We start from the raw sequence: 11,734 nt of genomic DNA on the forward strand, positions 1-11,734 counted from the left end.
GACACCATGACCCCCACACCGACCACGGCGCTGTTGCTCGTCGACGTGATCAACTCGTTCTACGAACCTGGCCAGCCGAATTATTACCCTGAGGTCGCCGCAACGTTGCCGGCGCTCGCTTCCCTGCGCGACACTGCACGCGCGCGTGATGCACTTGTGGTGCACGCGGTTGAGCGACACTACCGGGGACTTGCTGACTTCGAGTTCGACAAGCTGCCGCGGCACCACGAAGCTGGCGCACACGATGCGGATTTCTTCCCCGGCTTCGAGCCCGCGGCGCGCGTGCGCGAGATCGTCGTGCCGAAGCGGCGCTACTCAGCGTTCTACGCGACGGACTTGGACCTCGTGCTCCGCGAACAGGGCATCACCCGCGTGATCGTGGCTGGAGTGAAGACGAATGTCTGTATTCGTGCCACAGTGCAGGATGCCTTCGCTGGGGGCTTCGAAGTGGTCGTGCCGCGTGAAGCGACGAACTCGAACCGGCCGCACCTCGCCGAGGCGAGCCTTGAAGATATCGAGCGCTACTTCGGCAGTGTCGTGACGCTGCACGAGGCCGAGGCGCTGCTGTGACGGGCCGGACTCCCACGCTCGTGGTGAGTGGCTACGCGAGTATCGACTACGCGCTGCAACTCGCCCCCTTTGAAGGGCTGGACGCCACGACGATCGTGCGTTCGCGTGCGGAAGAATGGCCACGCTTCGGCGGCGTCGCACACGTCACTCGCGCTGCTGCTGCCGCTGATCCCTCCGTGCGTGTTTCTGCCCTGTCGTGGGTCGGCACTGACACCGAGGCGACAGGGTGGCTGCACGCGATCACCGCGGGCGGAGCGGATACCGCGGGTGTTGCCGTGGCGGGCACGCGCAGTCCGTCGTCGCACCTGCTGTACCCGGAGGGCCAGGGCACGATCTGCCTGTTTGATCCAGGAGACTGCCACGAGATCGGGCTCACCGATGCGCAGCGGGAGCTCCTCACCACCGCGGATCTCGCGGTGGTGACGATCGGGCCAGCTGCTGCGACCGCTGAGCTCCTCGAGCTCGTACCCGCCGAGTGCGGTGTGTTCTGGATCGTGAAGCAGGACCCTGCGTCGCTGCCGCCGTCACTGGCAGAAGCGCTCGCGTCCCGGGCACAGATTGTCACCCTGAGCGAGGGTGAGCGCGCCTACGTCGACACGATCTCCCGCCTGGCGCAGCCCGGCACGCTGATCGTGCTCACGCGCGGTGCGGCGGGGGCAGAACTGCTGCGCGTTGCCGCAGCAGGCGAGATCGTCTCCTGCGGGAGCGTTCCAGCTCACCCGGTGGTTGGCGTCGACACGACAGGGGCTGGCGACACCTTCTCCGGGACGCTCGCTGCGCGGCTCGTGCGCGATCCAGCACCGGGTCCCGAGACCATGCTCGACCACATCAGGGACGCAGCGGCAGCGACCGCCCAGATGCTCGCGGCCCGCGCATAGCCGGCCGCCACACAGACCAAGTGATGAATAGAAAGAGGAACGAATGATTACGGCGAACGAAGCCTGGTACCTGCACTGCACTCCCGAGCAGGTCGGGGAAGACGCCATTATCGTCGGCGACCGCGGCCGCGTGCTGCTCGCGACGGAACTGCTCGATGACGCACAGCTGCTCAACGAGGACCGCGGACTCACCACTGCAACGGGAACGTACAAGGGCCGGAAGATTACGGTCTCCGCCTTCGGCATGGGCGCACCAATCGCAGCAGTCGTGGTCGAAGAGCTTGCCTCCATCGGCGTGCGGCGCGTGCTCCGGCTCGGCACCGTCATGACTGCTGGGGTGAGCGAACTGGGCGACCTTGTGGTCGCGCATGGCGCGATCCGGGGGGAGGGGACCTCGCTCGGCTACCTGCCGCTCGAATACCCTGCGGTCCCTGACTTCGAACTCACTGCGCATGCCGAGGCTGCTGCCCGCGCCACCGGTCTTCCGGTGCGCACCGGAATCTACGCGACCGCGGACGGGTTCTACACCGATCTCATGCGTCGCGGCGATCCTGCGGGGCAGGCTGAGCTGTACGCCGAGCGCGCTGCACAGCACGTTGTCGGCACCGATATGGAGACGAGTGCCGTGTTCGTGGTGGCCCGCGCGCGCGGCATCGCGGCGGCATCGCTCTGCCTGGCGAGCGTCGACGGACGCGACTTCTCGAAGCTCGACGCTGAGCCGAGGCGTGAAGCAGAGCTGCAACTGCTCCGCGCCGGCCTTGAAGCACTCGCGGCGTAGTGCCCGATTCTTTCGGGCACAGTGATCGGCTGCGCCAGTTCGGCAGCTGGCCAGTTGGGCCAGTTCGCCACCACACCACACAGACCAACTACCTAGGAGAAACACCATGAGCATTGCTACCGGATACTTCGACGACGTCATCGCGAAGCTCGCGCGCGTTCGCGACACCCAGGACGAAGCCATCGCACAGGCCGCGGAGATCTGCGCCGACACCATCGCCAATGACGGCCTGGTGTTCACCTTCGGCACCGGACACGGCGGCTTCGCCGCCCTCGAGATGTTCCCCCGCACCGGCGGGGTGACAGGGTTCCGCCCCATCGTCGAGAGCTCGATCGCGCTGATGCACCACGTGCTTGGCGACCAGGGCACCGCCCAGTACCGCTTTCTGCACACCCGCGAGGGGTACGGCAATGCGATCCTGCGTTCGCACCAGATCAAGGAGGGCGACGCGCTGATCCTGTTCTCGCACTCGGGCATCAACGCCGTGATCCTCGACATGGCCGTTGAATTCAAAGAGCGGGGCCTCAAAGTCATTGCGGTGACCTCGGTGCCGCACTCCTCGCAGGTCGAGAGCCGTCACTCAAGCGGACACCGACTGTACGAGATCGCTGATGTCGTGATCGACACGGGCATTCCGCTCGAGGATGCCTCCCAGTTCATCGATGGCCTAGAGTTCCCGGTCGGCCCGACCTCGACGTCGATCGCTGTCGCCGTCGGCCACGCTATCAACGCCTCCACCTCAGCGGCCCTCGTGGTACGCGGTGAGACGCCGATGATCATGGTGAACACGAACTCGAACCGCACGAAGTTCGCGCACCAGCAGAACGACCGCAACTACGCGGAACTGTGGCGCCGGCTGCGCTCGCGCGAGTTCTCCGCGCCGGAGGTGCGATAGCCATGGCGTCGTATGATCGCACGCTGTGTGTCGGAGGTGAGTGGGTTCCGGCACTGAGCGGTGAGACCATCGAAGTGCGTGATCCCGCCACTGGCGAGGTGATCGGGACGAGTTCCGTTGCGGGCGCTGCTGATGTCGATCGCGCCGTGGTCGCAGCACAGGAAGGGTTCCGGCGCTGGAACCTGCTGACCGCAGACGAGCGCTGCGATATTCTGCTTCGCGCTGCGGCGATCATTGACGAGCGCACCCCCGCGATGGCGGAACTGCTGACGCGTGAACAGGGCAAGCCGATTCCCGACAGCGTGAAGGAAATCGCCTTCGGGGCTCAGGTAATTCGGTACTACGCGGAGCAAGGACGCCGGGTCTGGGGCTCGATGCGTCCCACGTCGCGGGCCGATATCCGCTCGCTGGTCACGTGGGAGCCGCTCGGTGTGGTCGCCGCGATCGTGCCGTGGAACTACCCGGTTGACCTGTACGCCTGGAAGATCGGGCCGGCACTTGCCGCTGGCAACTCAGTTGTGGTGAAGCCGCCCACCGAGGCGCCGCTCGCGATTGCCGAGTTCGTGCAGTGCTTCCTCGATGCCGGGATTCCAGAGGGCGTACTCTCAGATCTGCCTGGTGCGTTTGCTGCTGGGTCGCGGCTCTCCGAGCATCCTGACGTTGCCGCGATCACTGCGACTGCGTCGACGGCGACTGGGCAAGCGATCATGCGTTCAGCGGCGAGCACGATGAAGCGTGTGACGCTTGAGCTGGGCGGCCACTCGCCGTTCATCGTGCTCGACGATGCGGACATTGCTGAGGCAGCCACCGCCGCTGCGCGGCGTTCGTTCTCGAACGCGGGCCAGATTTGCATCGCGGTGAACCGAATTCTCGTCGCTGAGTCGATTGCCGATGAGTTTGCGGAGGCGGTGATCGCTGAGGCGCGCGCCATCACGCTGGGGCACGGAGTCGAAGCGGGGATCACCGGGGGGCCGGTGACCACGGCTGCCGTGATCGAGAAATCGCGCAGGCACATTGCTGAGGCACTCGCGAGCGGGGCCGTGCTCGGCACCGGTGGCAAGAATGCTGAAGTGCGTGATGGGCTTGACGCGACGATGTTCTTCGAGCCGACCGTGCTCGATCGGGTGTCTGCTGACGCGCTTGTGATGCATGAGGAGACCTTTGGTCCGCTTGTCGCGGTGCACCGCTTCGCTGCCGGCACCGATGTTGCCGAGCTTGCGAATCGGGGGGACTACGGCCTCGCGGCGTACGTCTACGGAAACGATCTCGATCGCGCGTGGGGTGTCGCTGAGCGGATCCACGCCGGCGGTGTCGGGGTGAATATCAATGACGTGTCTGAGTTGCAGGCGCCGTTTGGCGGATGGAAGATGTCTGGGTTTGGGCGCGAGCTCGGCCCTGAGGGGCTGCAGGGCATGATGCAGCAGCGCCACATTCGTCTGCGCCGTCGGCACGCGTAGACGCTGCGGATCGAAATAGGGCACGTCGAGACTTCGGAGGCACTGAAGTCTCGACGTGCGTTGTTTCGACGTGCGTTGTTTCGGCGCGCTGTTGGCGTTCGGAGAACCGACTGGGGTCAGCGACTGCGCCAGAGGGTGCCCGGGTTAGTGGAAATCGCGAGACCCGATGCCTGCGGGGGCAGCCAGCGGCTCGAAACTGTTCGCGATGACGTTGACGACGCCCTCTGGCGAGCGCTCCAGAACGCCTGTGACGAGCAGCGCCGGTGCGGAGCGAGCCACGAGCCTGTTGCGCTGCCACACCTGTGCAAACGTCACGATGTTCACTGTGCCCGCTTCGTCTTCCAGGGTGAGGAACGTGATGCCGCCGGCGGTGCTGGGGCGCTGCCGGTGGGTGACGAGCCCGGCAACGGTAATGGTGCTGCCTGGTGCTGCGCTTCGGGTGCTGTCTGAGCGCACCACCCGGCGCGCGTCGAGTGCGTCTCGGAGCAGCGCGAGTGGGTGCTCGCCGGTGACGATGCCGGTGCTCCAGAGGTCGAGCGCGGTCTGCTCGGAGCCGGTCAGCACCGGCAGAAGCGGTGGCTGTACGTGCACGGCGATGCCGGGGAGGAACCGTTCTCGGTTGTCGGCTGCTGGGGCAGCAGACCAGAGCGCCTCGCGCCGCCCGATGCCGAGGCTGTCACACGCGCCCGCGGCAGCGAGCGCTTCGAGCCGGGGACGATCGAGATCGGCGCGGCGCGCGAGGTCAGCGAGGTCCAGGAACGGGCCGCCCTCAGCGCGTGCTGCGACAATGCGCTCGGCTGTTGACGTTTCGATGCCCCGGATCTCGGAGAGTCCGAGCCGTACCGCGAACGCGTCGTCGCGGCGATGGGCGCCGCTCGTGTCGCGCGCGGTCCGGTCGAACGGAGGGACTGGGGCGGTGGCCTCGTGCGGGGCGATGGCCCGGATCGGCTCATCGGCCGTGCATTCGGTGTTGACTGCGTGTGCGGTGAGTCGGTGCGGGGTGGAGCTGGACCCGGACCCGGACCCGGTCCCGGTCCCGGCCTCGGGCCCGGGCTCGGACTCGGACCCGGACTCGGTTCCGGCCCCGGCCTCGGGTCCGGACTCATACCCGGGTCCGGGTCCTGACTCGGGTCCGCCCCTGACCGCCTGGCTTGCCGTGTCTGCCCGGTTGGCTTCGTCCGCCATGCCTGCCCCGCGTGCCTTGCCGGCCGTGCCTGCCTCGGCCTCCGCCTTGCCTGCCCCGTGTGCCGTGCCTGGGGCGCCGGCTGTGCTGGCCGTGCCTCTGGTGCTCCTGGGGCCCGTGGCGTCGAGTGCTTCGAGATCTGCAAACGTGCCTGAGCGCTGCACATCGACGGGGAGGATCTTGACGCCGTGCCTGCGGGCATCTGCCACGAGGGTGCGTGGTGCGTAGAAGCCCATGGGTTGGGAGCGCAGTAGTCCCGCGAGAAAAGCGCCAGGGTAGTGCAGCTTGAACCAGGAGCTTATGTAGACGAGCAGCGCGAAGCTGATGGAGTGGCTCTCGGCGAAGCCGAAGTTCGCGAACGCCTCGATTTGTTCGTAGAGATGGGTGGCGGCGTCTCCCGTGATGCCGTTGCGGGCCATCCCGGCAAAGAGTGTGTCACGCAGCGAATCGATGTGTTCCTGGCCACGCTTCGACCCCATGGCGCGGCGCAGCAGGTCGGCATCCTCCGCGGTGCAGTCACCCACCGCCATTGCCATCTGCATGAGCTGCTCTTGGAACAGCGGCACTCCGAGCGTGCGCTCGAGAACGGGCTGCAGCTTCGGGTGTGAATAGGTAATGTCTTCGGTGCCATTGCGGCGCCGGAGATAGGGGTGCACTGCACCACCCTGGATCGGGCCAGGCCGGATGAGCGCGATCTCGATGACGAGATCGTAGAAGCTGCGGGGGAGGAGTCGCGGGAGCGTATTGAGTTGCGCGCGGCTCTCGAGCTGGAACACACCGATCGCGTCGGCGCGGCAGAGCATGTCGTAGACGCCGGGCTCTTCTTTCGGCACGGTTTCGAGGGTCCAGTGCTCGCCTGTCGCGCCCGCAATGATGTCCATCGTCTTTTGGAGCGCGCTGAGCATGCCGAGGCCGAGCATGTCGAACTTGACGAGCCCCATTGTTTCGCAGGATTCTTTGTCCCACTGCAACACGGTGCGGCGATCCATGCGTGCGTGCTCGATGGGGCAGACTTCGCCGACAGGGCGTTCGGTGAGCACCATTCCGCCCGAGTGTATGCCGAGATGGCGCGGGGCCTTGAGGAACTGTTGCGCCAGCCGTTGGACAGGGAGCGGGATCGGGCTATCCGGGTCTTCCTCGATGGCGCGCCAGCGCTCCATCGCTTTGGTCCATGCTCGTTGCTGTCCGGCGCCGTAGCCGAGTGCCTTGGCCGCGTCGCGAATCGCCGCTTTGGGGCGGTAGCTGATGATGTTGGCGACCTGTGCGGCGTTCCGCCGACCGTACGTTTCGTAGACGTACTGGATGACCTCTTCGCGGCGTTCTGAGTCAAAATCGACATCGATGTCGGGCTCCTCGTCGCGCATGCTTGAGAGGAACCGCTCGAAGGGGAGGTCGTAGCGGATCGAGTCGACCGCGGTGATGTGGAGCACGAAGCAGACTGCGGAGTTGGCCGCCGATCCGCGGCCCTGACAGAGGATTCCGCGGCGGCGAGCTTCCTGCACGAGATCGTGCACGATGAGGAAATAGCCGGGGAAATCTTTTTCCTCGATCACCTCCAGTTCGCGCGTGAGACGGGTACGCACGCTGTCGGTGAGTGCGCCATAGCGTCGCTCAGCCCCCTCCCACACGAGCTGGCGAAGCCAGGACATCGGGGTGTGCCCTGCGGGGACGGGGAGCTGGGGGAGGCGCGGCTTGGCGGAGCGGAGTGGGAACGCGAGTTCGCGTGCGAGCGGGACGGTGCGGGCGATCGCATCGGAATAGCGTGCGAAGCGGCGGAGCTGCGCGGCTCCCGAGCGCAGACGCGCTGCGCCTGAGGCTGGGAGGTGTGGGTCGAGCTCGTCAAGGCTGCGGCGGGCGCGCACAGCCGACATCGCCTCGGCGAGTGGTGCCTGTGCGCGAGTGGCATAGTGCACGTTGCCGGTGACGATGAGCGGCAGGTGCTGTTCTGCGGCAAGGGCGGCGAGCTGGGCGTTGCGGTGGTCATCGCCGGGATGTCCGTGGCTCGTGAGTTCGACGTAGACGTTGTCTCGTCCGAAGAGGTCGGTGAGGCGGGTGAGTTCGGCGCGCGCCTGCTCCTCGCCCGCCCCACGCGTGCTGGCTGATTCGAGCGCTTGCCGCACCGCGCCTTTGCGACAGCCAGTGAGGATTGCCCAGTTGTCCCTGCCCAGCGCGGCGAGTTGCTCGAGGTCGTACACCGGGCGCCCCTTTTCGCCACCCGCAAGTTGTCCCTCGGTGATTGCGGAGGCGAGCTGATGGTAGCCCTGCGCTCCCCGGGCGAGCACGAGCAGATGTGTACCCATCGGGTCGGTGGCGCCGAGTTGTGGGGCGTCGAGGCCGAGCGAGAGTTCCGAGCCGTACACGGTGAGGAGCGGAGGAGGAACTGAGGACGCTTCAGTTTGGGGGAGACGCGAGGTGCTTGGGGCTGCGGTCTGGGCGGCTGCGTGCGCTGAAGCCGCTTTACGCGCGGCGGACTCGGCGGCCGCCGCGAAGACGGCTGCGCCATAGAAGCCGTCGTGATCGGTGATCGCAAGCCCGGTGAGCCCGAGACGCGTCGCCTCGGCGATGAGCTCGTCAGGCGCGGCTGCGCCGTCGAGGAAGCTGAAGTGCGAGTGGGCGTGCAGCTCTGCGTAGGGGACGTGCTCCGACTCGGACTCACGTGGTTCGTGCGGCGGTGGAGCGCCCGGTGCTGTGCTCGTCGGCAGGATCGCGGGCGGGCGCGGCTCTCCCGAAGTCGTGACGCGCGGTGTCGTTGGGCGCCCCGAAATTTTGCGCTCAAACTCGGTCCACGTCAGCGGCGGGTTGTTCCAGCCCACGGGTACTCCTTCCTTTCTGTGTGATGAGGGTCCAGGCGTGTCAATTGGATAGTGGCCGATCTGCGCGCTCCGTGCCCGGCCATTCACGGATCACTTGCACCGCCGTCCCGCGGGAGTTCGAAGGGCACTGCAACACGGTTCCGCGTCGCCGGAGCGGTTCAGTCGTAGCGCCCTTCAGCGAACCACTTCCCCTCCTCGTAAAAGAGCAGCCAGGCGTCGCCGTCGGCGAGCTCGAGTTGGAGCCGAACCCGATCCGGCGCACCCTGCCACCAGCGCTCTCGCAGCGGCCAGGGGTGTGACCAGTGCTGGACCGGATCCGGGAAATCAGTGCGGGACACGCGCAGTCGGGCAGGCGCAGCAGTCAGGAGATCCTCGGCATCGATTCCGACTTCGGTGCCTGTGGTGTCAAGGAGCGCTGCTGGGAGCGGTTCTGCGAACACCCGGCTCGGCACCGGGCCGGTGAGTGAGCCCGGCCACGGACCGGCGGCCGACGCGCGCGCATCTCGTGGCCGGGTGCGTGTCGTGCCCCACGGAAGCAACCGTTGCCGGTTCGCGAGGAGCCGCCCACCAGTCAGCTGCATCGTGCCAACCGCCGCGTGTCCGAGGCGATTCTGTGCGCGGCTGAGATGGTGGTGCACGCGCTCATCGGGCTCGGTGTTCCAGAGGCCAGGTTCGTGGGCGGCCGCCCGGTCGGTGTGCGTGGGCGTGATGCGCACGCGTGTGACCCCCGCGCCGCCACGGTCGGAATCCTGTGAGAGGAAGCCGCCTGCCAGCGGAGACGGCCGACTGTGTCGCTCGCGGTGAAGCGGCGTGGATGCGCCCACTCCCGTTCGTGGCGCACCCCAATGTCGTCGGTGAGTTCGACGCGTAGCGCCGTGCATACGAGATGTTCCTCTGCAAGGCCAGCGATGAATCGTTCTGCGAGCGTGACGCAGGTAAACGCGAGCTGCTCTGCGGTGTCTACGGGCGGCTCAAAACTCAGCTCGACCGCAAACTCCTTGACGGGAGTGCGTGGTCGCACTTCCACGCCGTGGGCGGGGCCGATGGCGGTGGCACGACGGTGCGCAGCGATTCCGGCTGCCCCGAAACGCTGCCGCACGGCATCCTCCGGGAGCGCGGCCAACGCTCCAAGGGTGCGGATGCCCAGCCCCGTGAGAACTTCGGCGAACTCGCCCGGGGCCGCACGGTCGACCGGGAGCGGGCTGAGAAATGCCGCGGATCCGCCGGGCGCCACGATACGCACCTCAGCGCGCGGCGCAGTAATGCCGGGGGTGGTGGTCGCGGCGCGTGCAGCCTGTTCTGCGGTGAAGAGGCCGTCGGCAATCCCGATCCGTACGCCCTCCAATTCGAGCGTCTCGGCGAGCTGCAGTAGTGCGGCAGCGGCTGGCTCTTCTCCGCCGTAATACCGAACGGGGCCGCGCGCTCTCATTGCGCACAAGCCCGGTCGCCGGGGTTCAACGCCGGGGATGATCTCTTCGATAGCGGCGAGGACGGGTGCAAAGCGCCGCTCGTCGACCTCTGGATCATGCGGACGGAGCGCCAGTTCCGGGCAGCGCATCTGTGCTTCGCGTTCGCGTAATCCAACACGCACGCCCTCCTCGCGCGCCGCGGCTGAGCACGCGACTACGCTCCGGTTCGCGATGACAGCGATTGCGGCGGGCAGCTCATCGGCGATGTCTGCTGCACTGTCTCCTGCGACCTCTTCTGCGTGGTCACGGAGGTATGCGTGGATCGGCCAGTCTGGAACCCAGAATACGAGTACCCGTTCTGCCGCGCTCATGCCATGCTCCCGGAGTGCAGCTCGGTGACGAGCGCCATTGGAGGGGGTGAGGAGCGTGCGATGCGGGAAACTGCAGGCGTCGTGGAAATTGCAGGCGTCATGGAATCTGCAGGCGTCGTGGAATCTGCAGCAGCTGCCGGGATAGCGCTGACAGCCGTGAGAGGAGAGGCGTGCCGGGCGGATTCCGCTGTGCGGGCTGGGGCGGCCGGAGTGGCGAGGACCCCGTTCCTGAAGTGCACGAGATGCCGGTGCACCCCGCGACGATCCTGCGACTCAACCGTGAGCTCGCGGTCCATGAGCGCCCCTTCACCGCGCCCGAGCCCGGACCATCGCGACCCCACGACGCTGAGGGTGCTTTCGGGGTGTGGCCACTCGCCCGCGACAACGAGAGCGGAACCGTGTTCGCGGAGCCGTGCGGAAATCCGTTCAGCGTCGCCTGGCCCCGGTTGGGCCGGAGTGCGCAGCAGCACGACGGTGAGGACCTCGCTCAGCGCGCCAGCGAGGCCGAGCGCATCGGTTCCAGGGTCTGGGATCAGAACGCAGCGATCGAGTGCTATCCCAAGCTCTGCTGCCGCTTCGGCTCCGAACGTGGGTATACCGACTACTCCGCACCAGGATCCGGCAGCTGATGCCGCTGCCAGGAGTGCGAGCGCAAGCTGCTGTGAGCCGTGCACCGTGTAGCTCGAACCCTTGCGGAGTGCGCCGCCCGGGAGGAGCGGGCGGAGCGCTGTGGGGGTCGGCAGGGCGCGATCGTCGAGCCGCAGCGGCTGCATCTGAGTGATGCGCTGCTGCAGCGAACGGACGGTCGCGGAGGCGTTCATGCAGCAATATTCGAACATATGTTCGAATAAGTCAATCTCGATTGTGTCCCGTGTGTTGGTGGAAGGACCAGTCATCGGATGCACGCATATCGCGGCCACGCGGGAGTCTCGTGAAGGGATCGTGCGGATGGCTCATTTGTGTTGGGGTGAGACGGCGTAGGATGGGGGAGATGAACGAGGACGAGCTGGACGATTATGAGCGCGAAGCTGAACTGTCGCTGTTTCGCGAGTACCGCGATATCGCAAGCCAGTTCCGCTATGTCGTCGAAACCGAGCGCCGCTTCTATCTTGCGAATGACGTCAGTCTGCAGCGACAGGATGCCGGCAGCGACTTTTACTTCGAACTGCTGATGAACGACGTGTGGGTGTGGGACGTGTACCGCGCTGACCGCTTCGTGAAAGTGGTGCGTGTGCTCACGTTCAAAGACGTGAATATCGAGGAGCTCTCCACGCGTGAGTTCTCGATCCCGCAGGAACTCGCGCTCGACGAGTAAGTGCTGAATGGGGCCCTGGGAGGGTCCTGATCTTCGCTCACAGCAGCCCGATTCGGGCTGACTGA

General features: G+C 66.5%; 10 protein-coding genes. 6 read left to right on the forward strand and 4 right to left on the reverse strand.

The window, feature by feature from the left end; translation table 11 throughout:
• The first annotated feature begins 6 nt into the window (after positions 1-6).
• The 5 genes from K1X41_RS15055 to K1X41_RS15075 all read left to right on the forward strand — a co-directional run bounded on the left by K1X41_RS15055 (position 7) and on the right by K1X41_RS15075 (position 4,578).
• Positions 7-570, forward strand: a complete 564-nt coding sequence (locus K1X41_RS15055) for a cysteine hydrolase family protein (RefSeq protein ID WP_220174996.1) — start codon at positions 7-9, stop codon at positions 568-570.
• Positions 567-1,448 (forward strand): carbohydrate kinase family protein, encoded by an 882-nt coding sequence (locus tag K1X41_RS15060; RefSeq protein ID WP_220174997.1) that lies wholly within the window; start codon positions 567-569, stop codon positions 1,446-1,448. The genes K1X41_RS15055 and K1X41_RS15060 overlap by 4 nt, the downstream gene beginning before the upstream one ends.
• Positions 1,449-1,491: 43 nt before the next feature.
• Positions 1,492-2,226, forward strand: coding sequence for a nucleoside phosphorylase (locus K1X41_RS15065; RefSeq protein ID WP_132202764.1), 735 nt, complete (start codon positions 1,492-1,494; stop codon positions 2,224-2,226).
• A gap of 106 nt (positions 2,227-2,332) precedes the next feature.
• Positions 2,333-3,121, forward strand: coding sequence for a sugar isomerase domain-containing protein (locus K1X41_RS15070; RefSeq protein ID WP_220174998.1), 789 nt, complete (start codon positions 2,333-2,335; stop codon positions 3,119-3,121).
• 2 nt (positions 3,122-3,123) lie between these two features.
• Complete coding sequence (locus K1X41_RS15075; protein WP_220174999.1) at positions 3,124-4,578, forward strand: aldehyde dehydrogenase family protein; 1,455 nt, start codon at positions 3,124-3,126, stop codon at positions 4,576-4,578.
• A 144-nt stretch (positions 4,579-4,722) separates the two neighbouring features.
• Here K1X41_RS15075 and K1X41_RS15080 read toward each other — a convergent pair whose 3' ends face one another.
• The 4 genes from K1X41_RS15080 to K1X41_RS15090 form a co-directional block, all read right to left on the reverse strand.
• Positions 4,723-8,574: an error-prone DNA polymerase gene (locus K1X41_RS15080; RefSeq protein WP_220175000.1), complete on the reverse strand. Its 3,852-nt coding sequence runs from the start codon at positions 8,572-8,574 to the stop codon at positions 4,723-4,725.
• Positions 8,575-8,732: 158 nt separating this feature from the next.
• Positions 8,733-9,155, reverse strand: a complete 423-nt coding sequence (locus K1X41_RS15895; protein ID WP_258566581.1) for a hypothetical protein — start codon at positions 9,153-9,155, stop codon at positions 8,733-8,735.
• Entirely contained in the window at positions 9,146-10,354 is a 1,209-nt protein-coding gene (locus K1X41_RS15085) for a DNA polymerase Y family protein (RefSeq protein WP_258566582.1), read from the reverse strand. Before K1X41_RS15085 ends, K1X41_RS15895 begins: the two co-directional genes overlap by 10 nt.
• Positions 10,351-11,175: a hypothetical protein gene (locus tag K1X41_RS15090; RefSeq protein WP_220175001.1), complete on the reverse strand. Its 825-nt coding sequence runs from the start codon at positions 11,173-11,175 to the stop codon at positions 10,351-10,353. The genes K1X41_RS15085 and K1X41_RS15090 overlap by 4 nt, the downstream gene beginning before the upstream one ends.
• 170 nt (positions 11,176-11,345) lie before the next feature.
• On the opposite strand from K1X41_RS15090, the gene K1X41_RS15095 reads away from it, so the two are divergent.
• Positions 11,346-11,669, forward strand: coding sequence for a DUF2469 domain-containing protein (locus K1X41_RS15095; protein ID WP_132202774.1), 324 nt, complete (start codon positions 11,346-11,348; stop codon positions 11,667-11,669).
• The last annotated feature ends 65 nt before the right edge of the window (positions 11,670-11,734 follow it).

The sequence above is a fragment of the Leucobacter luti genome (genome assembly GCF_019464495.1).
GTDB lineage: Bacteria > Actinomycetota > Actinomycetes > Actinomycetales > Microbacteriaceae > Leucobacter > Leucobacter luti_A.

What these genes read in the sequence shown, in the direction of transcription:
- K1X41_RS15085 (WP_258566582.1), bottom strand. Translation starts at nt 10,354, where the DNA reads ATGAGCGCGGCAGAACGGGTACTCGTATTCTGGGTTCCAGACTGGCCG.
- K1X41_RS15065 (WP_132202764.1), top strand. Translation starts at nt 1,492, where the DNA reads ATGATTACGGCGAACGAAGCCTGGTACCTGCACTGCACTCCCGAGCAG.
- K1X41_RS15895 (WP_258566581.1), bottom strand. Translation starts at nt 9,155, where the DNA reads ATGCAGCTGACTGGTGGGCGGCTCCTCGCGAACCGGCAACGGTTGCTT.
- K1X41_RS15055 (WP_220174996.1), top strand. Translation starts at nt 7, where the DNA reads ATGACCCCCACACCGACCACGGCGCTGTTGCTCGTCGACGTGATCAAC.
- K1X41_RS15090 (WP_220175001.1), bottom strand. Translation starts at nt 11,175, where the DNA reads ATGAACGCCTCCGCGACCGTCCGTTCGCTGCAGCAGCGCATCACTCAG.
- K1X41_RS15095 (WP_132202774.1), top strand. Translation starts at nt 11,346, where the DNA reads ATGAACGAGGACGAGCTGGACGATTATGAGCGCGAAGCTGAACTGTCG.
- K1X41_RS15070 (WP_220174998.1), top strand. Translation starts at nt 2,333, where the DNA reads ATGAGCATTGCTACCGGATACTTCGACGACGTCATCGCGAAGCTCGCG.
- K1X41_RS15075 (WP_220174999.1), top strand. Translation starts at nt 3,124, where the DNA reads ATGGCGTCGTATGATCGCACGCTGTGTGTCGGAGGTGAGTGGGTTCCG.